The organism is Plantactinospora sp. BB1 (genome assembly GCF_003030385.1).
GTDB lineage: Bacteria > Actinomycetota > Actinomycetes > Mycobacteriales > Micromonosporaceae > Plantactinospora.
This window is the reverse complement of the sequence record NZ_CP028159.1, coordinates 5,975,506-5,999,007: the sequence shown is the minus strand read 5'-3', so window position 1 is coordinate 5,999,007 and position 23,502 is coordinate 5,975,506. Positions and strand designations below refer to the sequence as shown.

Sequence of the window (23,502 nt, the reverse complement as noted above, 5' to 3'; positions counted from 1 at the left end):
CCGGCCGGCGGCGGTCGGTCCACCGACGACGGCGGGCGGCCGGCCGACGACACCGCCCGCGAACCGGTCGGCGCCGGCCGCGAACCGGTCGGCGGCGGCCGTCCACCCGGCGCCCCGACCGGGGTCGACGTGGCCGGTGGCCTGGCCGCGCTGCGCGGGCTGCTGGCCCGGCCGCTCGCCTCCTACTACCTGCTCATCTCCAGCTCCGGACTGCTGCTGCTGATCGGGCTGACGATGGTCTTCTCGGCGACCAGCGTCCGGGCGTACGCCAGCGACGGGAACGCCTTCGCGATGCTGGCCAAGCAGGCGCTCTTCGCCCTGATCGGGCTGGTCGCGTTCTGGATCTGCCAGCGCCTGCCGGCCCGTACCTTCCGGGCGGTCGGGCTGCCGACCCTCGGCGTCGCGGTGGTACTGCTGGTGGTGCTGGACGTCCTGCACCTGTGGGACAAGCTCAACGGGGACCGGGACGCCGTCCTCGGCCCGCTGGAGGCCCGGCTGCTCTGGCTGTACATCGGCCCGATCCAGGTGCAGCCCTCCGAGTTGGCGAAGTTCGGCCTGGTGCTCTGGGGCGCGGACATGATCGCCCGCAAGGGCGCCGCGCTCGGCTGGTGGCGGGAGCTGGCCACCCCGCTCTTCCCGGTGGTCGGCCTGCTCTTCCTGCTGGTCGGCTACAACGACCTGGGCACCATGCTCTGCCTGCTCGCCGTGGTGGTCGGGCTGCTCTGGGCCGCCGGCATCCGCAAGCGGGTCTTCGCCACCCTCTCGGTCTTCGGCCTGGTCGGGGTCGGGCTGCTGGTCGCCGCCGCCTCGATCGGCGCCGGATCCGGCGCCGAGGACGCCAAGAACTACCGGCTGGCCCGGCTCACCATGTTCTTCAACCCGCCGCCGCCGGACGAGTGCGGGCTCACCGACTGCTACCAATACCTCCAGGCCCGGTACGCGATCGACAACGGCGGCTGGTTCGGCGTCGGGCTGGGCAAGAGCAGCCTGAAGTGGAACTGGCTGCCCGAGGCGCACAACGACTTCATCTTCGCCATCCTCGCCGAGGACCTCGGCGTGGTCGGCTGTGCCGTGGTGCTGACCCTCTTCGCCGTGCTGGCGTACACCGGGTTGCGGATCGCCCGCCGGGTCGCCGACCCGTTCCGCCGGCTCGCCGCGACCGCCGCGACCGCCTGGCTGGTCAGCCAGGCGGTGATCAACATCGGCGGGGTGGTCGGGCTGCTCCCGATCACCGGCCTGCCGCTGCCGTTCATCTCCGACGGCGGCAGCGCGCTGGTGGTCACCCTCGCCGCCATCGGCATGCTCGCCTCCTTCGCCCGCGCCGAACCGGACGCCGCCCGGGCCCTGCACGCCCGTCCGGCGCCCCGATGGGTACGGCTACTCTGGGCCCCGTTGCCGCCGCTTCCCTCGGCGCGCCGCCGTGGGAAGCCATCCGCGCCGGCTCCCCGGGAACCCCTGTCCGGGTCCGGATCCGGGCGGCGACGGGAGCCGGAGGCCGGGCCAGCAGGTGGCCGGGCGAGGCGAGGGCGCGCCGGTACGGCGAGCGAGAGGAGACGCTGATGGGTCCGCTGCGGTCGGTGGTACTAGCGGGAGGCGGCACGGGTGGGCACATCTACCCGTTGCTCGCCTTCGCCGACTGCCTGCGCCGGCACGACCCGGGAGTACGGATCACCTGCCTCGGCACCCCGAAAGGGTTGGAAAACGACCTGATCCCGCCGCACGGCTACGATCTGCGGCAGATCCCGGCCTATCAGCTCCCCCGGTCCGTCAACATGAACCTGATGCGTACGCCGGACCGGATGTGGAAAGCCGCCCGGGCCGCCGGAAAGGTGATCGACGAGGTACGCGCCAACGTCGTCATCGGGTTCGGCGGCTACGTCTCGGTGCCGGCCTACCTCGCCGCGTGGCGCCGGGAACTGCCGATCGTGATCCACGAGGTGAACGTGCCGCCGGGGGTGGCGAACCGGCTCGGCATGAAGTTCACCAAGCACGTGGCGGTCGGCTTCCCGCACCAGCCGGCCCAGGCCGAGTCGCTGCGCAACGCCCGGGTGGTCGGGGTGCCGCTGCGACGCGGCATCACCACCATCGACCGGGTCGCGCACCGGGCGGCGGCACGCCGGCAGTTCGGCCTGCACCCGGACCTGCCGGTCCTCTTCGTGGCCGGCGGTTCGCAGGGCGCCCGCTCGATCAACCTGGCGGTGGCCGGTGCGGCCAAGGCGCTCGCCGCCGCCGGGGTGCAGGTACTGCACGTGATCGGCGCCCGCAACGAGCCGGTGCACGTCCCGGCCGACCTGCCGGTGCCGTACGTGACCCTGCCGTACCTCTCGCAGATGGAGCTGGGTTACGCCGCCGCCGACCTGATGCTCGGCCGGGGCGGGGCGATGACCTGCGCCGAGGTGGCGGCGATCGGCCTGCCCACGGTCTACGTGCCGTACCCGCACAGCAACCAGGAGCAGAAGCGCAACGCCCTGCCGGTGGTCGAGGCCGGCGGCGGGCTGCTGGTCGACGACTCGGAGATGACGGCGGCCTGGGTCGAGCAGACCGTGATCCCGCTGATCCGCGACCCGCGCCGGCTGGCCGCGATGGGCGCCGCCGCCGCCGCGTACGGCCGGCGCGACGGCGACGAGGCGCTGCTCGACTTCGTCTACGAGGCGGTGGCCCGGTGAGCGCGAGGAGTGAGCCGGGTTTGCGAGCCCCGCAGTCGCGAACGAACGGAAAACCCGTGAGCGCGAGGAGTGAGCCGGGTTTGCGAGCCCCGCAGTCGCGAACGAAGAGCGGCCCGATGATGGTGGGCGTACCTGTGGTGAGTGTGGGCAAGCCGGTGACCGGACGGATTCCGAGTGGAAGGCTGGTGTCATGAACACCGCGCAGTTCAGCCCGGTCGGCACGCTGGCCGCCGAAGACCTGGGCCGGATCCACCTGATCGGGGTCGGCGGGGTCGGCATGAGCGGGCTGGCCCGACTGCTGCTCACCCGGGGCCTCCAGGTCTCCGGCAGTGAGTTGCGGGAGTGGCCGGCGCTGGCCGGGCTGCGGGCGCTGGGCGGCACCATCCACATGAGTCACGCGCCGACCAACCTGGACGGCGTCGACACCGTGGTCTACTCGACCGCCATCCCGCAGGACCACCTGGAGCTGGTCGCCGCCCGGGAGCGCGGGCTGCGGGTGCTGCACCGGTCGGAGGCGCTGGCCGCCGCGATGACCGGCCGGCGCACGATCGCGGTCGCCGGCACGCACGGCAAGACCACCACCACCTCGATGGTGACGCTGATCCTCCAGCACGCCGGCCAGGACCCGTCGTTCGTGATCGGTGGCGAGATCTCCGAGGTGGGCTCGAACGCCCACCACGGCAGCGGGGAGTACTTCGTCGCCGAGGCGGACGAGAGCGACCGCTCCTTCCTGCTCTACCGGCCGTACGTCTCGATCGTCACCAACATCGACGAGGACCACCTCAACACGTACGGCGACTACGCCGGCCTGGAGGAGGCGTTCGCCGACTTCGCCCGGCTGACCGACCCGGACGGGTTCGTGGTGACCTGTGCGGACGACCCGGGCACCCGGCGGATGGCCGAGCGGCTGCGCGACGAGGGCCGGACCGTCTACACCTACGGTACGGCCGCCGACGCCGACCTGCGGCTGACCGACGTGGTCTCCTCGGCCGGCGGCGTACGCTATCTCGCCGCGCTGCACGGCGAGTCGCTGGGCGAGGTCCGGCTGCCGGTGCCCGGCGCGCACATCGGGCTGAACAGCGCCTCGGCGGTGCTCACCGCCTGCAAGCTCGGCCTGCCGATGGATTCCGTGACCTCGACGCTGGCCTCCTTCCCCGGGGTACGCCGCCGGTTCGAGCGCAAGGGGGTGGTGGCCGGCGTCCAGGTCTACGACGAGTACGCCTACCACCCGACCTCGATGACCGCCGCGCTGAGAACCCTGCGCGAGGTGGCCGGCGACGGCCGGTTGATCGTCGTCTTCCAGCCGTACCGGGTCTACCGCACCCGGGACCTCCAGGCCGAGATGGCCACCGCGCTCGCCATCGCCGACGAGGTGGTGATGCTGGAGGTCTTCGGCCCGGGTGAGGTGCGGGCGCCCGGTGAGGGCGGGGCGGCGCTGACCGACGCGATCGACCTGCCGGCCGAGCGGAAGATCTTCCTTCCCTCCTGGGAGGATGTACCGGCCGAGGTGGCCCGGCGGGCCCGCCGGGGTGACGTGGTGGTGACCATGGGTGCGCCGCCGATCTCGCTGATGGGCGACGAGCTGCTCGACGCGCTGGCCGGCGGCGGCGCTGCGACCGGCCGGCCGGCCGCGACGGCGGGCGCCGCCGAGCAGGCGGCGGGGGCGACCCCGCGCGGCGCCGGGGCAGCCAGCGACGCCGGATGAGCCCGGGCACGTCCCGGGGCCGCTCCGGCGGTCCGGCTCCGGGTGGTCGCGCCGGCGGTCCCGGGCAGGGTGGCCGGGGAGCCGGTGGGCGTGGCGCGGGCCGTTCGGTCCGGGGTGGTCCGGCCGTCGGCGGTGCCCGGTCCGGCGCGGGTCGTCCGCCGGCCGGCCGGTCGGGTACGGGTCGTGGCGCCGACCGGGGCTGGCGGCTGGTCCGGGCCGGCACCGACGCGGTGCCTCCGTCGGTACGCCGGTTCACCCGCCGGGCGCGGCAGCGGCGGGTACGGGCCGCGCTGCCGTGGACGGTGCTCGCCGGAGTGCTGGTGCTCAGCCTGGCCGGTGCCGCGATCGTGTACGCCACCCCGCTCCTCGGCTTCCGTACCCTGCGGGTCGTCGGCACCACGCTGGTCACCGACGACCAGGTACGCCAGGCGGCCTCGGTGACCGAGGGCGTTCCGCTGGCCCGGGTCGACCTCGACGGGGTCCGGGCCAGGGTCGCCGAGCTGCCGCCGGTGGCCCGGGTGACGGTCTCCCGGCAGTGGCCGAACACCCTGCGGGTGGAGGTGGTGGAGCGCACCCCGGTCGCGGTGGTGCCGCAGAACCGGCGCTTCCTCGTCATCGACGCCGCCGGGGTGGTCTTCCAGACCCGGTCGGACCGGCCGGCGGGGCTGCCGCTGGCCCGGCTCCGCACGCCCGGCCCCGACGACACCGCCACCGAGGGGGCGTTGACCGTGCTGGCCAACCTGACCCCGGAGCTGCGGGAGCGCCTCGTCGAGCTGGTGGTGGAGGGTCCGGCCCGGATCACCGTGAAGCTGCGCGGCGGCCGTACGGTGCTCTGGGGCGACGCCTCGCGCAGCGACGCGAAGGCTCAGGTGGCGACGTCGTTGCTGGCCCGCGAGGGGGAGACCATCGACGTACGCACGCCGGACGTGGTGACCATCCGCTGACCGTTGGTGGGCCCTGCGGTCCGCTCCGCCGGTCGGTCGCGTCGACACGCCGGTCGGTCGCTCGCCGGTGACGTTTGTCGGCGGGCGTGCCGACACGCCGCGCAGGTCCTTGGGTTCGGCCGCGCGTACGCATACGTTGCCCCGAGAGGATCAATGGTTGACATAACTGTAAGCCTCTAGTAGAGGGTGAGGGTTACCCTTCGCATCCTCGTACCGAATGGTTGTCGGCCTCGCTCCGGCCGGATCGCCGGGCGGGGTAGCGGCCGCCGAGATCGAAGGAAAGGACCGGCGATGACACCTCCGCACAACTACCTGGCGGTCATCAAGGTCGTCGGCATCGGCGGCGGCGGCGTCAACGCCGTCAACCGGATGATCGAGGTCGGGCTCAAGGGCGTCGAGTTCATCGCGATCAACACCGATGCACAGGCCCTGCTGATGAGTGACGCCGACGTCAAGCTCGACGTCGGCCGGGAACTGACCCGGGGGCTGGGTGCCGGCGCCAACCCGGACGTCGGCAAGAACGCCGCCGAGGACCACCGCGACGAGATCGAGGAGGTGCTCAAGGGCGCGGACATGGTCTTCGTGACCTGCGGTGAGGGCGGCGGCACGGGTACCGGCGGCGCGCCCGTGGTGGCGAACATCGCCCGCAAGCTCGGCGCGCTCACCATCGGTGTGGTCACCCGGCCGTTCTCGTTCGAGGGCAAGCGCCGGCAGGTGCAGGCCGAGGCCGGCATCGACGAGCTGCGCAACCAGTGCGACACCCTGATCGTCATCCCGAACGACCGGCTGCTCGCCCTCGGCGACCGCGGCATCAGCATGATGGACGCGTTCCGGCAGGCCGACCAGGTGCTGCTCTCCGGTGTGCAGGGGATCACCGACCTGATCACCACGCCGGGTCTGATCAACCTGGACTTCGCCGACGTCAAGAGCGTGATGAGCGGCGCCGGCAGCGCGCTGATGGGCATCGGCAGCGCCCGGGGCGACAACCGGGCGGTGGAGGCGGCCGAGGCGGCCATCTCCAGCCCGCTGCTGGAGCAGAGCATGGACGGTGCCCGGGGCGTGCTGCTCTCCATCGCGGGCGGCTCCGACCTCGGTCTCTTCGAGATCAACGACGCGGCGCAACTGGTCACCGACGCCGCACACCCGGACGCGAACATCATCTTCGGTGCCGTGATCGACGACGCCCTCGGCGACGAGGTCCGGGTCACCGTGATCGCGGCCGGCTTCGACGGTGGCACTCCGGCGTACAAGCCGGTGGAGCAGGCCCGCAAGGTCAGCCCGCCGGCCGTCGCGCCGGTCTCGCCGCCCCCTCCGCCGCCGGTGCAGGCCCCGCGTCGGGTGCTCTTCGACGACGTGGACGTGCCGGACTTCCTCAAGAACGGTTCCTGAGCCGCCAGATGACCGAACCACCCCTCCCGGCGCCGGACGACGAGCGCCGGGCAGAACTCGCGGCCAACCTGGCCCGGGTACGCTCCCGGATCGACGCCGCCTGCTCGTCGGCGGGGCGGGATCCGGCCAACGTCACCATGGTCGCGGTGACCAAGACCTATCCGGCCTCCGACGTGGCGCTGCTGGCCGGGCTCGGCGTGCGTGACGTGGGGGAGAACCGCGACCAGGAGGCGGCACCGAAGGCGGCCGAGGTGGCGGCGACCGGTGCCCGGGTGCGGTGGCACTTCGTCGGGCAGCTCCAGCGCAACAAGGCCCGCTCCGTCGTCCGGTACGCCGACCTGGTGCACTCGGTGGACAGCGTACGGCTGGCCGGCGCCCTCGCCGACGCGGCGGCGCGGCACCGGGAGCACCCGCTGGAGGTGCTGGTGCAGGTCAACCTGGACGGTGCCGCCGACCGGGGCGGTGCGCTGGTCGGCGGTGACGACCCGGACCGCGGAGTCGACCAGGTCGCGGCGGCGGTGGCCGGGTCGGACCGGCTGCGGCTGGCCGGGGTGATGGCGGTGGCCCCGCTCGGTGCGGATCCGGAGCCGGCCTTCGCCAGGTTGGCCGAGGTCGCCGCCAGGCTGCGGGCCGGATATCCGGAGGCGGTCGCGGTCTCGGCCGGGATGAGTGGTGACCTGGAGGCGGCGATCGCGCACGGCGCGACACATGTGCGGATCGGCAGCGCGTTGCTCGGAATGCGTAGCACGCTGCGGTAGCCTGATAACCGGACACCAAACTACATCAGTGTTGTTTGAGGCGACATCCCCACTGGCGGGGGTCGGGGTGAGACCGGTTTCACGGTCGTGCCAGGGGTTGCCGTCTCGGGCCGGTGGGCACTGCAGTGTTCACGCGCGTGACAGGGGCACGGCACGGGGGGTGTGTGTCGCACGGCGGACGGAGGGGCGCGGGATGGGTGCACTGCGCAAGGCGGGGGTCTGGCTCGGGCTCGTCGAGGAGGACGACGAGCGGGCCTACGACGACGGTGGCTACGAGAAGAGTGGCTACCGCGAGTCGCGTTACCGGCAGAGCCGGTACGCCGACGAGTTCGCCGACGAGGACGAGGAGCAGGACGAGGCGCCGCCGCCCCGGCCCCGGGCCGGTGAGCGGACCCGGCTCGCCGAGCGCAACGTCGGCCGCTCCGTCGAGCACGACCGTGACCGCGTCGACGGTGACCGTCCGGAGCGGACCGAGCGCGGGGAGCGATCGAGCGTGCGGTCGATCAGCCGGCCGAGCGGCACCGAGCCGTCCAGCGCGTTGACGTACCAGACCCGGGACAATCTCGCGCTCGCCCCGCAGGCCCAGGTGCGGGAGCGGCCCGTGCCGGTGGAGCAGCCGGAGCAGCGCTACCAGATCACGACGCTGCACGTCACCACCTATCGCGAGGGTCGCACCATCGGCGAGCACTTCCGGGACGGCGTCCCGGTGATCATCAACCTCACCGAGATGGACGAGGCCGATGCCCGCCGATTGGTCGATTTCGCCGCCGGTCTGGCGTTCGGACTGCGCGGTACGATCGAGCGCGTGACCAACCGGGTGTTCCTACTCTCACCGGCTAACGTCCAGGTCACCGCGGAGGACAAGGCCAAGATCGCTGAGGGTGGGTTTTTCAGCCTGAGCTAGCCCGACCGAGGGATCCGCCTGCCGTGTTTCTGCCCATCCTGTTTCAGGTCCTCTACCTGATTCTCTACGTCTTCCTCCTGGTGCTTTTGGCCCGGTTTGTCCTAAGTGCCGTCCTCCAGTACGGTCGCCGCTGGCAGCCGAGCCGGGGGGCGTCGGCAGGAATGGAGTCGGTGTGGAGCGTCACTGATCCGCCTCTCAAGGCGTTGAGGCGTGTGATCCCTCCATTGCGAATTGGTACCGTGAGCATCGACCTGGCCTCCCTTGTGCTCCTGGTTATCCTGTTCGTGCTGATGGAGTTCGTGTTAAGGCCGTTGATCTTCAGTTGAACAACCTGGTGACCGGCGTGCCGCGCGGCCGCAACTGACCCGAGGAGTTTCGATGCCGCTGACCCCGGCCGACGTGCACAACGTCGCCTTCAAGAAGCCGCCTATCGGCAAGCGGGGGTATGACGAGGAGGAAGTCGACGCGTTTCTGGACGAGGTCGAGCGTGAGCTCGCCCGTCTGATTGAGGAGAACAACGAGCTGCGCGCCCAGGTGGAGCGCGGTGGCCGTGGCGGCGCACCAGCCGGCCCGGGCCCCGACCCACGGCTGGCCGCCGAGCTCAACGACGTCAAGGCCCAGCTCGACCGGGTGCAGCGAGACAAGGCCGCGGCCGAGCAGGCCGCCCGGGCGATGCAGGCCGAGCTGGAGCAGGTCCGGGCCCAGGGCGGCCCGGCGGTCGGCGGCGGCGACGGGGAGCAGCAGGCGCTCCGGGTGCTGATGATGGCGCAGCGCACGGCGGACGACCACGTCTCCGACGCGCGCCGCGAGGCGGACCAGCTCCTCTCCGAGGCCCGCACCAAGGCCGAGGAGGTCACCCGTGAGGCCCGGGCCAAGGCCGACGCGCTGGAGCGGGACGCCCGCCAGCGGCACCAGGAGGCGATGGGTGGGCTGGACGCCAAGCGCACCGCCTTGCAGAAGCACATCGAGGAGCTCAAGCAGTTCGAGCGCGAGTACCGCACCCGGCTCAAGGCGTACCTGGAGAGCCAGTTGCGGGACCTCGACGGGCGTGGCCAGGGCCTTGAGGTGGAGATGACCCGGACCGACGGCAATCGGTCCGGCGGCAGCACCCCCGGCCTCGCCACCGCGGGCCTGGCGAACTCGTACGGCGGGAGCGGGCGCTCCGGCGCACTCGAGACCGGGCGCTGATCCCCCGACGGGGACCAGCGTGGTACGTCAGGACGCCGTACGACAACCGGAACCGATGCGTCGGGGGTGAGCCGTGATAGTCGGCAGTCTGGTGCTCATCCTCGCCGCCGTCGCGCTGCTCGTGCTCGGCCTGGCGAGCGGGTCGAGCGGGCTGCTGATCAGCTCGATCGCGGTCAGCCTGCTGGCCGCCGTCGCGCTGGTGGTCGGCGCCCGGCAGGCGGCCGGGGAGCGGGGCGTGGCCAGCGGCTTCGCCCCGGACGGGCCCGATGACGACGGGCTGGCCGCGCGTGGCGGCGGCGACGGGGACGAACCGCGCCGTCGCCGGCCACCGACCAGCACCCGGATGGCACCGCACGATCCACGCCTCCCCGGCAGCGACGCGACCGACCCGTTCGCCGAGAGCGGTTCGGTGCTGACCGAGCCGGTGGAGGCCACGGTTCCGGCCCAGGCCACCCGGGCCGGCGCCGACGACGACACCGGCTGGCGGCAACCGGCCGGCGCGTCGGAGCCGACCGTGGCGGGCCCGGTCGGGCAGGGCGAGCCGGACGACGACGTCCCGGCGGACGAGCCGGCACCCCAGCCGGTCTCCGAGGCCGACGCCGCGCTGGTCGCCGCCCTGCTCGACGACGTGTACGTGGTCGACGGCCGGCCGCGCTACCACCTCGCCGACTGTGCACACCTCGCCGGTCGGGAGAGCGAACCGCTTCCGGTGAGCGAGGCGGTGGAGCTCGGCTTCACCCCGTGCGGGCATTGCGAGCCGGCCACGGCCCTGCTCACCGATGCGCCCCGGGCCTGACGGTGGGGCGCCGGCGCGGCCGTCGCGTGCCCGCGGCGCGGAGGGTTCCGGTGTCGAGGCGGTGACCGGGCCGGCGGTGCTGACCGTCGCGGTCCGGGTCAAGCCCGGGGCGTCCCGGGCCCGGGTCGGCGGCCGGTTCGACGGCCCGTACGGACCCGCGCTGGTGATCGCGGTACATCCACCGGCGGCCGACGGCCGGGCCACCGAGGCGGCCCGGCGGGCGCTCGCCGAGGCGCTCCGGCTGCGGCCGGCGGCGGTGCGCCTGCGTACCGGCGCGGCCAGCCGCGACAAGCTCTTCCTGGTCGACGGGGCCGATCCCGACCTCGACGCGCGGCTGCGCCAACTGCGCGACGGACCGGCACGGTGAGGCCCCGGCCGCGTGCGTGGCGGCCGTGACCGATCGGCTCGACGTCGCCCTGCTGATCGGCGCGGCGGTACTGCTCGTCGCCGTCGGCGCGGTCCGGCTCTCGACCCGGCTCGGCGTGCCGAGCCTGCTGGTCTATCTCGCCATCGGGGTGGCGATCGGCGAGTCCGGCCTCGGCATCCGGTTCGACGACGCCGAGCTGACCCGGGCACTCGGCTTCTGCGCGCTGATCGTGATCATCGCCGAGGGTGGCCTGACCGCCCGGTGGAGCACCCTGCGACCGGTGCTCGGCATCTCCGTCACGCTGGCCACCGTCGGCGTGGTGGTCAGCATCGGGGTGGTCGGGGTGGTGGTGCACGCCCTGCTCGGGCTGGACTGGCGGCTCGCACTGCTCTACGGGGCGGTGCTCTCCTCCACCGACGCGGCGGCGGTCTTCGCCACGCTGCGCTGGCTGCGGCTGCCCCGTCGGCTGGTGGCCACCCTGGAGGCCGAGTCGGGGATGAACGACGCCCCGGTGGTACTGCTGGTGGTGCTCCTCTCCACCTCGTCGCTGGCCGGGCACGTCTGGTGGTACGAGGTGCTGCTGGTCTGCTACGAGCTCGCCGTCGGCGCCGTACTCGGCTTCGGGGTGGGAATGCTCGGGCGCTGGACGTTGCGCCGGGCCGCCCTGCCCTCCTCCGGGCTCTATCCGATCGCCGCGGTCGGCCTCACCGTGCTGGCGTACGGGGTGGCGACCGTGTTGCACGCCTCCGGCTTCATCGCGGTCTACGTCGCCGGGGTGGTGCTGGGCAATTCGCGGTTGCCGCACCGGCAGGCGATCCTCGGCTTCGCCGACGGGCTGGCCTGGCTGGCCCAGATCGGCCTCTTCGTGCTGCTCGGCCTGCTCAGTTCGCCGGGCCGGCTGGAGGACGCGCTCTGGCCGGCCGTGGTGACCGGGCTGGCCCTGACCTTCCTGGCCCGGCCGCTGTCGGTACTGGTCAGCGTGGCCGGGTTCCGGGTGGGGCTGCGGGAGCAGGCGTACCTGTCCTGGGCCGGGTTGCGCGGGGCGGTGCCGATCGTGCTCGCCACCATCCCGCTCTCCGAGGGGCTGCCCGGTGCCGACCTGCTCTTCGACACCGTCTTCGTACTCGTGGTGATCTTCACTCTGGTGCAGGCCGGCACCCTCGCGCCGGTGGCTCGCCGGTTGGGGATCATCGCCCCGGCCGAGCTGACCGAGCTGCGGGTGGAGACCGCTCCACTGGAGCGGATGCAGGCGGACCTGTTGCAGTTGGAGATCCCGCCGGGCTCGCGGCTGGTCGGCGTGCACCTGGACGAGCTGCGGTTGCCGGTGGGTGCCTCGGTCACCCTGGTCTCCCGGGACGGGGTCGGGTTCGTGCCCGGGCCGGACACCCGGCTGAAGGTCGGGGACAGCTTGTTGATCGTGGCGACCGCCCGGGTCCGGGACGAGGTGGAGCGCCGGCTCCGGGCGGTGAACCGGCGCGGTCGACTGGCCCGGTGGTTTGGGGAGTCCGGCGACGATCGCGGCAAATAGTGTTATTGTTCCCTTTGCCCGGTTTGCGGATTATTACGGGTTGAAATCGGTAACATCGGTGCGGCATGTTGTCGGACGTCTGTACGTTCCGTATTCTTGCCAACCTCCGGAGTGCGCGGCGTCCCGCCGCGCGCCCGTTTTTGCAATGGGGGACGTCGTGGTCGGACGGGCGAGGGTCGGAGGCGAGACAACCGGAAAGTTCGGTTTGTCGCCCGCGCCGGACCCGGCCCGGCAGCCCCGCACCGCCGCGCGGCGTCGACGTCCGGCGCCTCCGGGACCCGGCGGCGGTGGAGCCCGCCGGCAGCACCCCACCGGTCGCGCCCGCCGTAGCGACCGGACCGCGCAGGACCCGCCGGACCGTCACGGGAGCGTCGGAGGTTCCTGTCCAGGCACGGCCGATCGCCGCGGAGTCCGCGGCCGAGGGAGCGACGATGGCTAAGCCAGCAGAGACCAGGACCGCCGGGCGCAAGTCGGCCCCGAAGACGTCGCGCACCGCCGCGGAGACCGAGAAGATCCGTGCCGCGCTGGCGGCCCGCCGGGACGAACTCCGTGCCGAGTACGATCAGACGCTGAGCGAGATCACCGAGCTGCAGCGCGACCGGTTGACCGACTCGGCCGGGGACGACCAGGCCGACACCGGCACCAAGACGTTCGAGCGGGAGCAGGAGATCTCCCTCGCCAACAGCATCCTGGAACGCATCACACAGGTGGAGCGGGCCCTGGAGCGGCTTGACGAGGGCAGCTACGGCTGGTGCGAGCGGTGCGGCAACCCGATCCCGGTGGAGCGGCTCGCCGCGTTCCCCTCCGCCACGCTGTGCGTCTCGTGCAAGCAGTTGGAGGAGCGCCGGTGAGCCCCACCGGGCGGTGAAGCTGACGGAAAGGGACTCCTGCTGAACATCGACGACGAGCGGACGACCACCGACGACGAGCCGACCGCGCAGACCCGGGCGACCGGGTCCGGGTCGGAGGCGCCCGCACCGGGGCGGGCCCGGCGGGTGGCCGTCACGGTACTGCTGGCCACCGCCGTACTGGCCTGGCTCGCCGATCTCGGCACGAAGCACCTCGCCCTGGAGGCCCTGACCGACCGTGACCCGGTACGCCTGCTCGGCGGCGCGGTCTACCTCACCCTGACCCGCAACAGCGGGGCGGCGTTCAGCCTCGCCTCCGACCACACCTGGGTCTTCCCGCTGGTCACCGCCGGGGTGATCGGCTGGATCGGCTGGATGGCGGTCCGGCTCCGCTCGCTGCCCTGGGCGATCTCGCTCGGCCTGGTCCTCGGCGGCGCGCTCGGCAACCTGACCGACCGGATCTTCCGGGCCCCCGGCGTCTTCGTCGGACACGTGGTCGACATGGTCAGCCTCTTCGACCCGTACGGTCGGGTCTGGCCGATCTTCAACCTGGCGGACAGCGCCCTGGTCAGCGGCGTCGTCCTGGCGGTACTGCTGGAACTGACCGGTCGGCAGCGGGACGGCACCCGGCTGCGCTCCCGGCCCAAGGGCGCCGACACCGACACCGAGTCCGAGTCCGAGACCGAGCGACGGGACCAGTCGTGACCTCCATCTCCGACGCCGGCCCGCTGCGGCCCGCCGGCGACCGCCGCTCCCTGCCGGTACCCGACGGCCTGGACGGCATGCGGCTGGACCAGGCGGTCTCCCGGCTCTTCGGCCTCTCCCGCACCGTGGCGGCGGCCCTGGTCGAGGCCGGCGACGCCCTCGTCGACGGTGCCGCCCGGCCCAAGTCCGACCGGGTCTCGGCCGGCTCCTGGCTGGAGGTGGTGCTCCCCGCGCCACCCGTCGCGCCGACCGTCATCCCCGAGACGGTGCCCGGACTCCGGGTCGTCTACGCCGACGACGACATCGTGGTGGTCGACAAGCCGGTCGGGGTGGCGGCGCACCCGAGCCCCGGCTGGACCGGCCCGACGGTGATCGGCGGGCTGGCCGCGCTCGGGCACACCATCGCGACCAGCGGCGCGGCCGAGCGGCAGGGCGTCGTGCACCGGCTGGACGTCGGCACCACCGGGGTGATGGTGGTGGCCAAGAGCGAGCAGGCGTACAGCCTGCTGAAGCGGGCGTTCAAGGCCCGCGAGGTGGAGAAGCGCTACCACGCGGTGGTGCAGGGTCACCTCGACCCGCTGCGCGGCACCGTCGACGCGCCGATCGACCGGCACCCGAGCCACGACTACCGCTGGGCGGTGGTGGCCGGCGGCAAGCCGAGCATCACCCACTACGACACCCTGGAGGCGTTCCCGGCGGCGAGCCTGCTCGACGTACGGCTGGAGACCGGGCGTACCCACCAGATCCGGGTGCACCTCTCCACCCTGCGGCACCCCTGTGTCGGTGATCTGACATACGGCGCCGATCCCACCCTGGCGGCCCGGCTCAAGCTCACCCGACAGTGGCTGCACGCCCGCGAGTTGGCCTTCGCGCACCCCCGGACGGCCGAGCAGGTCCGGTTCGTCAGCGACTACCCTGACGACCTGGAAGTTGCACTCCGCATCCTGCGCGACTGACCGACCGGCAGGGATCACCCGACGAGGGAGTTCGTCCGTGCGCCTCGGCGACCTGTTGCGACAGTTGGACAGCCGACTGTTGCCGCCCCTGGCCCGGGGCATGGCCCGGCTCGGGCACGGCCGGCTCCGGCTCCGCCTGCTGACCACGGTGGCGCTGCTCTGCTCGGCGGCCGTACTGGTCACCGCGGTCTGGGCGGCGGACCGGCGGCCGGCCGGCGACCAGACCGTCGGCGAGGTGACCCGGGTCGGGGTGATGCAGGGCGAGTCGATCCCCGGCTATCTGGAGGCGACCCGGGGAGAGCTGCGGTCGCTGGTCGCGGCCGGCGCCTCCGAGCCGGCCCAACCGACGTACGCCCTGGTCACCATGTCGGCCTACCTGGCGCCGGACCGGCTGACCCCGGTGCTGACCGGGATCGGTGTCTCGGAGGTCTTCGCCCGGCTGTGGCGCCCCGGCACCCAGACCGAGATCGTCCGCATCCCGGCGCTGCGCGTCCCGGACGACGTGGTCGCCGGGATGTCGGAGGTCGCGGCCCGCAAGGAGCAGGAGGCCCGGGACTACCAGGAGCGGGCCGCCGGGGTCACCGGCGACGGTGCCGGGGAGCGGGAACTGCGCCGGTACTACTCCAGCGGCGCCCGGGTCGCCGACGAGGAGGCGACCGCGTACCGGGCCGGGTGCTCGTGCGTCTACGCCGCCGTGGTGCGGGGCGAACCGGCCGCACTGGAGCGGATCGCCGCCCGACCGGAGGTACGGGCCGTCGACCCGGCACCGGAGGTACGCCGGCTGGACCGTACCGTCTTCACCCCGCCCCTGCCCGAGCAGGCCGACGTGGCCCGGCCGCCCGCCGACGCGAGCCTGCCGGCCACCCACGCCGACGGGACCGGTGGCCCGGGCGCCGAGGATGCGCCGGAGGCGGACCCGCTCGCCCCGTCGACCTCGGCCCGCCCGGCGGCCGATCCGCCCGTCGACCCGCCGGCCACCGGGACCGCCGGCCCGGCCGGTCCGGGTGCGACGGAGCCGCCACCCACCGTGGACTCTCCGGTCGACGACCTTCCGCCGGAACCGGACCCGACGGCCGGTTCGCCGTCGGCCGAGATACCGTCGGACCGGCCGCCGGCCGAGGCGCCGCCGGCCGACCCGCCCACCACCGGGGCGAGCGGCGGGGCGTGACGGTGGGCGGCACGATGGACGTCTGGTCGACGGCGGGCACGCCGACGGCGGTGGTGCGCTGGCACAGGTGGCCCGAATAGGGTTTGCTTCGTAGCCTGTCAGGGCGGGGACCGATGGTGCTGGGAGGGCGAGCCGTGGACGGCACCGAGACCGGCTGGGGCCGGCCGGCGGAATCAGCGCCGCGTTGGCGGGCGCTGCTCGACCGGGCCCTGCACGGCGGTCGCACCGACGAGCAGCAGGTTCTCGACGAACGAGGCGGGCCGGAGCCGCCCGCCGAGGGCGGTCAGGCCACCGGTCGGTACGCCGGCAACGGCTACCCCGGCAGGCCGGAGCCCGACCCCCGCCCGCCGGCCCCCGGCTACCCGGCCGGGCCCGGTTATCCGGCCGCCCCCGGTTACGGCGGCGCCGGTCATCCGGGGGAGTCCCGCTACGCCGCCCTGGAGGAGGGCTACCGGCCCGATCCCGGCTTCGGTCCCGGACGCCCGGCCGAGCCCGGGTACCGCCCCGGCCCGGGGCATCCCGCCGAGCCGGGTTACCGGCCCGGCCCGGACTACCGGCCCGGCACCGACCGGCGGGAGCCCGGCTATCCGCCCGGCGGCTACCGGCCCGACCCCGGTTACCGCCCCGAGCCGGTGGAGCCGTACCGGCCGGAGCCGGCGGGCCCCGACTTCGCGGGCGAGTCCCGCTACGCGGCGCTCGGCAGCGGCTACCAGCCTCCGCCGCCGGTGGTGCCGGCACCGCGACCGGCCCTGCCCAGCCCGCCGCCCGCGGTCCGGCGCACCGACCCGCCCCCGGCGCAGCGGCCGCTGCCGCCGCCCGCCACCGGCCGGTCGGTCCCGGCACCGCGCAACTCGCTGGCCCCGCCGCCGGTGACTCCGCCGCCGGCCGTCGCCCCGCCCGTCGTCCCACCGGTCGTCCCGCCGTCCGGCCCGGCACCGGCGCCGCCCGCCGGCTATCCGGCGGTGGACGTCGGCTACGCCCCGGTGTCCCGGCGGGCCACCATCGACCCCTACCCGACCCGGCAGCAGCGGTCGGCCGACCCCGAGGTGGAACGCGCCCGCAACGTGCTGCGTCGCGACCTCGGCTCACCCCGGGTGGTCGCCTTCGCCAACCCGAAGGGCGGCGTGCACAAGACCACCGCGACGGTACTCGGCGCGGCGACGGTGGGCAGCGTACGCGGCCGTGGCGTGCTCGCCTGGGACGACAACGAACTGCGCGGCACCCTCGGCCTGCGGGCCGGCAGCGCCCGGCACGCCCGGACGATCCGGCATCTGGTCGCCGACCTGATCGAGATCGAGGCGCTGCCGAGTACCCAGCTGATCGAACGGCTCGACGACTATCTCCGGCACGCCTCCGACGGCTCGTACGACGTGCTGGCCGGCGAGGAGAGCCCTCGGTTCGCCCAGCGCCTCGACCAGCACACCGTCCGGCGGGTGCTGGAGCTGCTCCGCCGCACCCACGACGTGATCTGTGTGGACACCGGCAACAACGTGGAGAGTTCCAACTGGCAGACGGTGCTGCGCGCGGCCGACCAGCTGGTGGTCACCACGGTGCCCCGGGAGGACGCCGCCTTCACCGCCGACTGGATGCTCGACCTGCTGCACGACATCGGGATGGGCGAGCTGGCCGACAACGCGGTCACCCTGCTCTCCTGCCCGACGCCGGGCCGCTCGCCGCTGCTCGACGACCTGAAGCGGCACTTCGCCACCCGGACCCGCGCGGTGGCGGTGGTGCCGTACGACCCGGCGCTGGAGACCGGCTCGTCGATCGAGTACGCCCAGCTCGCCCAGGAGACCCGGGACGCCTGGCTCCAGGCGGCGTCGATGATGCTGGAGCCGTTCGCCCGCTGACCCGGCGCGTGCCGCATCGGCGCCGCGACCGCCCCGTTCGGGCCGGGACGAACCGGTCGGACGACACGCCCGGGGGCGGAATGTGGGACAGCTCGCCCGGGCGGGTGTCAAGCCTGGAGACCGCGCCGCCCTGGGACTAGGCTCGGGGACCGGCGGTCGCGCGTCGGGGTACGCGCCCTGCCGTCGGGGCACGGATCGTGCCGTCCGGCCCGCGCTCGCCAGGCGCTGCGTGGTGCCGTTGGGGGATGCGTCGCTGGGTGACCGGCCACCGCCGTCGAGCTGTCGTCGGCGTGCCGGCCGGCAGCCGCGTGAGGGAAGGGGGCCCTGGGTGTCTGACTCGTTCGTGCACCTGCACGTGCACACCGAGTATTCGATGCTCGACGGGGCGGCCCGGCTCAAGGAGTTGTTCGCCGAGACCAACCGGCTGGGCATGCCGGCGCTGGCGATGACCGACCACGGCAACCTCTTCGGCGCGTACGACTTCCACAAGCAGGCCACGGCCGCCGGGGTGAAGCCGATCATCGGCAGCGAGATGTACCTCACCCCGGGGACCGACCGGCGGGAGCGGACCCGGGTCCGCTGGGCCGACGGTGGCGAGAACGACGTCTCCGGCGGCGGCGCCTACACCCACATGACCATGCTGGCCGGGGACGCCGACGGGCTGCGCAACCTGTTCCGGATGCAGTCCCGGGCCAGCCTGGAGGGCTACTACTTCAAGCCCCGGGCCGACCGGGAGCTGCTGCACCAGTACGGCAAGGGGATCATCGCCACCACCGGCTGCCCGTCGGGCGAGGTGCAGACCTGGCTGCGGATCGGGAACTTCGACAAGGCGTGCGAGTCGGCGGCGGAGTTCCGGGACATCTTCGGGGCGGAGAACTACTACCTGGAGGTGATGGATCACGGGCTCGACATCGAGACCCGGATCCGCCAGGACCTGATCCGGCTGGGCAAGAAGCTCAACCTGAAGCCGGTGGCCACCAACGACCTGCACTACACCTACGAGAAGGACGCCGACGCGCACGAGGTGCTGCTCTGCGTGCAGTCCGGCTCGACGCTGGCCGACCCGAAGCGGTTCAAGTTCGACGCCCGGGACTTCTACCTGAAGTCGCCGGCCGAGATGCGCGCGCTCTGGGACTCGGAGGTGCCGGGGGCCTGCGACAGCACGCTGGAGATCGCGGAGCGGATCGGCGACTACTCCGAACTCTTCGCGCCGCGCAACCTGATGCCGCAGTTCCCGGTGCCGGCGGGGGAGACCGAGGAGACCTTCCTGCGCAAGGAGGTGATGCGCGGGCTGGAGCGGCGCTTCCCGGGCGGGGTGCCGGAGGACCGTCGGCGGCAGGCCGAATACGAGCTCGACGTGATCCTCAAGATGGGCTTCCCGGGCTACTTCCTGGTCGTCGCCGACCTGGTCGCGTACGCCAAGCGGGAGGGGATCCGGGTCGGGCCGGGGCGTGGTTCGGCGGCGGGCGCCCTGATCGCGTACGCGCTCGGCATCACCGAGCTGGACCCGATGGCGCACGGCCTGCTCTTCGAGCGGTTCCTCAACCCCGACCGTGTCTCGATGCCCGACATCGACATGGACTTCGACGAGCGTAGGCGCGGCGACATGATCCGCTACGCCACCGAGAAGTACGGCGAGGAGCGGGTCGCCCAGATCATCACGTACGGCACGATCAAGGCGAAGGCGGCGATCAAGGACGCGGCCCGGGTCCTCGGGTACCCGTTCGCGATGGGCGACCGGATCACCAAGGCGATGCCCCCGGCGGTGATGGGCAAGGACATCCCGCTCGGCGGCATCTTCGACCCGGGCCACCCGCGCTATCCCGAGGCGGCCGAGTTCCGGCAGCTCTACGACGGCGACGGCGAGGTACGCAAGGTCGTCGACACCGCCAAGGGCCTGGAGGGGCTGAAGCGGCAGTGGGGGGTGCACGCGGCCGGGGTGATCCTGTCCCGGGATCCGCTGGTCGACGTGCTGCCGATCCAGAAGCGCGAGCAGGACGGCTCGATCATCACCCAGTGGGACATGGGTGCCTGCGAGACCATCGGCCTGCTCAAGATGGACTTCCTGGGCCTGCGCAACCTGACCATCATGGACGACGCGCTGGAGGCGATCCGGGAGAACCGGGGCGAGGACCTGGTGCTGGAGGACCTGCCGCTGGACGACAAGGCGACGTACGCCCTGCTCGGTCGGGGTGACACCCTGGGGGTGTTCCAGTTCGACGGCGGTCCGATGCGGGCGCTGCTGCGCTCGATGGCGCCGGACAACTTCGAGGACATCTCGGCGGTCGGCGCGCTCTACCGGCCCGGTCCGATGGGCGCCAACGCGCACAACGAGTACGCCGACCGCAAGAACAACCGCAAGCCGGTGGTACCGATCCACCCCGAACTCGCCGACTCCCTCGCGGAGATCCTCGGCGACACCTACGGGCTGATCGTCTACCAGGAGCAGGTCATGGCGATCGCCCAGAAGGTGGCCGGCTACTCGCTCGGCAAGGCCGACCTGCTGCGCCGGGCGATGGGCAAGAAGAAGAAGGAGATCCTCGACAAGGAGTTCGCGCCGTTCGCCGCCGGCATGAAGGACAACGGCTACAGCGACGCGGCGATCAAGACGCTCTGGGACATCCTGGTCCCGTTCTCCGACTACGCGTTCAACAAGGCGCACAGCGCGGCGTACGGCGTCGTCTCCTACTGGACCGCCTACCTGAAGGCGAACTATCCGGCGGAGTACATGAGCGCGCTGCTCACCTCCGTCGGCGACGACAAGGACAAGTCGGCGGTCTACCTGGCCGAGTGCCGGCGGATGGGCATCAAGGTGCTGCCGCCGGACGTCAACGAGTCCAACGCCCGGTTCGCCGCCGTCGGCCAGGACATCCGGTTCGGGCTGGCCGCCGTCCGCAACGTCGGCGCGAACGTGGTCGAGTCGATCCGCCGGTCCCGCAAGGAGAAGGGCAACTTCACCGACTTCTACGACTACCTGCGCAAGGTCGACGCGGTGGCCTGCAACAAGAAGACCGTCGAATCGCTGATCAAGGCGGGTGCGTTCGACTCGCTCGGGCACACCCGCAAGGGGCTGCTCGCCGTACACACCGACGCGATCGACTCGTTCATCGCGCTCAAGCGCAACGAGGCGGTCGGCCAGTACGACCTCTTCGGCGACGCGTTCGGCGGCGGGGACGACGGCGGGGGCGGCGGCATGGTGGTGACCCCGCCGATCCCGACCGGCGAGTGGGACAAGACCGACCTGCTCACCTTCGAACGCGAGATGCTCGGCCTCTACGTCTCCGACCATCCGCTCTTCGGCGTCGAGCACGTCCTCGCCGCCGCCGCCGACATGTCCATCTCGGCGCTGGCCGAGGAGGGCGGGGTCGCCGACGGGCAGGTGGTCAACCTGGCCGGCATCCTCTCCGGGGTGCAGCGCCGGATCACCAAGCAGGGCCGGGCGTGGGCCTCGGCGACCCTGGAGGACCTCGGCGGCGCGGTCGAGGTGCTCTTCTTCCCGAACACCTACGAGCTGGTCGGGCAGTACATCGCCGAGGACGCGATCGTGGTGGTCAAGGGCCGGATCGACCGCCGCGACGACCAGCCCCGGCTGATGGCGATGGACCTGTCGATGCCCGACATCACCGCACCGGACGAGGTCAAGCCGGTGGTGCTGGCCCTGCCGCCGTCCCGCTGCACGCCGCCGCTGGTGGAACGGCTCCGCGAGGTGCTGGCCAGCCATCCCGGCTCGGCCGAGGTGCACGTCAAGCTGGTCAACGGCTCCCGGGCCACCCTGCTGCGGCTCAGCCCGCTCCGGGTGGCTCCCACCACCGCGCTGATGGCCGACCTCAAGGCGCTGCTCGGACCGAGCGCCGTCGCGGGCTGACCGGGGCCGGCGTGCTCGTGCACCGCGACCGGAGCCGGCTGCCTGGTCGGCCGGCGCTCCGAGCGGGGACGTCTCGCCGGCCGTCGCGGTGGGAGCGGGCAACTCCGGGTCGGGCCTCCGGAGGGCGGCCGGGCCTGAGAGGATCATCTCGTGAGTCCGGCAACCTCCCCTTCCGACGGCCCGCTCGGCGACGGCGACCACGGCGGTCCCGTCGTACCGCCGGCACCTGCTCCGGCGGCGGCGCCGGGCCCGCCGCACGGCGAACCGGCCGGGACAGCGCCGGGCACGCCCGGCGGACCGGTCACGGACGCGCCGGGCCGGGCCGACCCGGGTACGCCGGCCGGTGCGACCCCGGACCCGCTGACCCGACCCGGCCCGGATCCGGCCGCCGCGAACGGCAGCTGGCCGGCCCCGGCGGATCCGACCGCTGCGCCGCCGGCCGGGAGTGAACCGGCCCGCCGGCTGCTCCGGGGCGCGGCGGCCAACGTCGCCGTGCTGCTGGCGCTGATCCTGTTGGGAGTTCCGTTCGGCCTGCTCTGGTCGGCCGTGTCGCCCGGTGTGCCGGTGGTGCAGACCGAGGACGGTGCGCTGCTGGCGGCGCCGCAGCCGGAGGAGTTCATCGCCGCCGACGGCTGGTTCAGCGTGCTCGGGTTCGGCCTGGGCGTGCTGGCCGCGATCGCGATGTGGCTGCTGCTGCGCCGCCACCGGGGGCCGGTCGGCATGCTGGTGACGGTGCTCGGCATGCTCGGCGCCGCCGTACTCGCCTGGCAGCTCGGTCGGCAGATCGGCCTCTCCGGCTACGAGCGGCTGCTGGCCAGCGCCCCGCCCGGGGCGACGTTCAGCAAGCCACCGGACCTGTACGGCGGGCAGTACGACCTGCTGCTCGGGTTCGTCCCGGCCATCGGGGACCTGCTGGTGCCGGCGTTCGGCGCGGCGGTGATGTACACCCTGCTGGCCGGCTGGTCCCGTTACCCCGGACTGCGGCCGGAGGCCGAGCCGGTGTTCCGGCCCGAGGTCGAGCCGGCATCCCGGCCGGTCAGTTGGGACTTGCCGGTACCGCCAGCTCCGCCAGTGGCACCGGCACCGCCCGTACCTGGCGCAGCAGAGCCGCCTCGCGATTGAGCAGCCGGAGTTCCGCACTCAGCCGGCCGGCGGTGTCCGGCGTCGCCAGCAGCCGCTGCCGGTCGGTGAGGGTGAGCGCGGCGGTCGCGGCGACCAGGTGCGACAGCACGGTGGGGTCGTCCGGCAACTGCTCGGAAAGCTCCTCCGGATCGTCCCGGACCAGCGTGAGATAGCGCCGGAAGACCGCGAGCACCCGGGGTGCCAGCAGGTCGGCGAGCTGCTCCTGCCCGACCGGCTCGGGCAGCCACTCCACCTCGGCGGTCAGGTACGGCGTGCTGCCCGCCTCGACGCGGGCGATCCGGAACCGCCGACGGCCGACGGTGACGATGTCGAGCCGACCGTCCGGCAGCTCGGTGACCTGCCGTAGCTCGGCGGTGCAGCCGACGTCGTGCAGGGTGACCGGCGAACCGTCCGGGCGCCGGTCGGTCAGCTCCGGCTGGCCCGGCCGCGACTCCGGCCCGGTCCGGGACTCCGGTTCGGGGCCGGCGGAGACCGACGCCGACCCGCCGCTGCGGATGGCGACCACGCCGAACTCCCGGGGCGTGCCCTCCGGCAGGCCGCGCAGGTGCCGCATCAGGTCGAGATAGCGCGCCTCGAAAATGTGCAACGGCAGGACCAGGCCGGGAAAGAGCACCGTCCCGAGCGGAAACACCGGCAGCCGCGCGTCCACCGTCCGAGCCTAGCCCGTCGGCACCGGCGGCGAACCGCCCCGCCCGGGGAGATCCTGCCGCCGGTCGGCCCGC

At 73.2% G+C, this 23,502-nt stretch carries 20 protein-coding genes; 19 read left to right on the top strand and 1 reads right to left on the bottom strand.

Going from position 1 to position 23,502, the window contains the following annotated elements:
- Positions 1-141: 141 nt before the first annotated feature.
- The 19 genes from C6W10_RS26190 to C6W10_RS26100 all read left to right on the top strand — a co-directional run bounded on the left by C6W10_RS26190 (position 142) and on the right by C6W10_RS26100 (position 22,759).
- Positions 142-1,560 carry an FtsW/RodA/SpoVE family cell cycle protein gene (locus C6W10_RS26190; protein WP_107264299.1) on the top strand — a complete coding sequence of 473 codons (1,419 nt, stop codon included), beginning with the start codon at positions 142-144 and terminating at the stop codon, positions 1,558-1,560.
- Complete coding sequence (murG, locus tag C6W10_RS26185) at positions 1,560-2,666, top strand: undecaprenyldiphospho-muramoylpentapeptide beta-N-acetylglucosaminyltransferase (RefSeq protein WP_107261372.1); 1,107 nt, start codon at positions 1,560-1,562, stop codon at positions 2,664-2,666. The genes C6W10_RS26190 and murG overlap by 1 nt, the downstream gene beginning before the upstream one ends.
- A 190-nt stretch (positions 2,667-2,856) precedes the next feature.
- Entirely contained in the window at positions 2,857-4,371 is a 1,515-nt protein-coding gene (gene murC / locus C6W10_RS26180) for a UDP-N-acetylmuramate--L-alanine ligase (protein WP_107261370.1), read from the top strand.
- Entirely contained in the window at positions 4,368-5,315 is a 948-nt protein-coding gene (locus tag C6W10_RS26175; RefSeq protein ID WP_199853751.1) for a cell division protein FtsQ/DivIB, read from the top strand. Before murC ends, C6W10_RS26175 begins: the two co-directional genes overlap by 4 nt.
- A 291-nt stretch (positions 5,316-5,606) precedes the next feature.
- Positions 5,607-6,704, top strand: a complete 1,098-nt coding sequence (gene ftsZ, locus C6W10_RS26170) for a cell division protein FtsZ (RefSeq protein WP_107261368.1) — start codon at positions 5,607-5,609, stop codon at positions 6,702-6,704.
- 8 nt (positions 6,705-6,712) lie between these two features.
- Positions 6,713-7,462, top strand: a complete 750-nt coding sequence (locus C6W10_RS26165) for a YggS family pyridoxal phosphate-dependent enzyme (RefSeq protein ID WP_107261366.1) — start codon at positions 6,713-6,715, stop codon at positions 7,460-7,462.
- A 193-nt stretch (positions 7,463-7,655) separates the two neighbouring features.
- Positions 7,656-8,366 carry a cell division protein SepF gene (locus C6W10_RS26160; protein WP_107261364.1) on the top strand — a complete coding sequence of 237 codons (711 nt, stop codon included), beginning with the start codon at positions 7,656-7,658 and terminating at the stop codon, positions 8,364-8,366.
- 29 nt (positions 8,367-8,395) lie between these two features.
- Entirely contained in the window at positions 8,396-8,692 is a 297-nt protein-coding gene (locus C6W10_RS26155) for a YggT family protein (protein ID WP_107264297.1), read from the top strand.
- A 52-nt stretch (positions 8,693-8,744) separates the two neighbouring features.
- A complete protein-coding gene (locus C6W10_RS26150) occupies positions 8,745-9,554 on the top strand; it encodes a DivIVA domain-containing protein (protein ID WP_101367143.1) in 810 nt (269 codons plus the stop codon).
- Positions 9,555-9,627: 73 nt separating this feature from the next.
- Entirely contained in the window at positions 9,628-10,350 is a 723-nt protein-coding gene (locus C6W10_RS26145; protein ID WP_107261362.1) for a hypothetical protein, read from the top strand.
- A 61-nt stretch (positions 10,351-10,411) separates the two neighbouring features.
- Positions 10,412-10,717, top strand: a complete 306-nt coding sequence (locus C6W10_RS26140) for a DUF167 domain-containing protein (RefSeq protein ID WP_234359059.1) — start codon at positions 10,412-10,414, stop codon at positions 10,715-10,717.
- Between the two features lie 25 nt (positions 10,718-10,742).
- Complete coding sequence (locus tag C6W10_RS26135; protein ID WP_107264296.1) at positions 10,743-12,245, top strand: potassium/proton antiporter; 1,503 nt, start codon at positions 10,743-10,745, stop codon at positions 12,243-12,245.
- Between the two features lie 431 nt (positions 12,246-12,676).
- Positions 12,677-13,096 (top strand): TraR/DksA C4-type zinc finger protein, encoded by a 420-nt coding sequence (locus tag C6W10_RS26130; protein WP_107264295.1) that lies wholly within the window; start codon positions 12,677-12,679, stop codon positions 13,094-13,096.
- 36 nt (positions 13,097-13,132) lie between these two features.
- Entirely contained in the window at positions 13,133-13,798 is a 666-nt protein-coding gene (lspA, locus tag C6W10_RS26125) for a signal peptidase II (RefSeq protein WP_107261359.1), read from the top strand.
- A gap of 77 nt (positions 13,799-13,875) precedes the next feature.
- Positions 13,876-14,754 carry an RluA family pseudouridine synthase gene (locus tag C6W10_RS26120; protein WP_107264294.1) on the top strand — a complete coding sequence of 293 codons (879 nt, stop codon included), beginning with the start codon at positions 13,876-13,878 and terminating at the stop codon, positions 14,752-14,754.
- Between the two features lie 37 nt (positions 14,755-14,791).
- Positions 14,792-15,922: a hypothetical protein gene (locus C6W10_RS26115; protein WP_107261357.1), complete on the top strand. Its 1,131-nt coding sequence runs from the start codon at positions 14,792-14,794 to the stop codon at positions 15,920-15,922.
- A gap of 134 nt (positions 15,923-16,056) precedes the next feature.
- Positions 16,057-17,772, top strand: coding sequence for a MinD/ParA family protein (locus C6W10_RS26110; RefSeq protein WP_369936983.1), 1,716 nt, complete (start codon positions 16,057-16,059; stop codon positions 17,770-17,772).
- A gap of 328 nt (positions 17,773-18,100) precedes the next feature.
- Positions 18,101-21,637: a DNA polymerase III subunit alpha gene (dnaE, locus tag C6W10_RS26105; RefSeq protein WP_107261353.1), complete on the top strand. Its 3,537-nt coding sequence runs from the start codon at positions 18,101-18,103 to the stop codon at positions 21,635-21,637.
- A gap of 360 nt (positions 21,638-21,997) precedes the next feature.
- Positions 21,998-22,759 (top strand): DUF2567 domain-containing protein, encoded by a 762-nt coding sequence (locus C6W10_RS26100; RefSeq protein ID WP_107264293.1) that lies wholly within the window; start codon positions 21,998-22,000, stop codon positions 22,757-22,759.
- On the opposite strand, the gene C6W10_RS26095 is transcribed toward C6W10_RS26100, so the two are convergent.
- Complete coding sequence (locus C6W10_RS26095) at positions 22,674-23,429, bottom strand: LON peptidase substrate-binding domain-containing protein (protein ID WP_107261351.1); 756 nt, start codon at positions 23,427-23,429, stop codon at positions 22,674-22,676. The two genes, C6W10_RS26100 and C6W10_RS26095, sit on opposite strands and share 86 nt — an antisense overlap.
- Between the last annotated feature and the right edge of the window lie 73 nt (positions 23,430-23,502).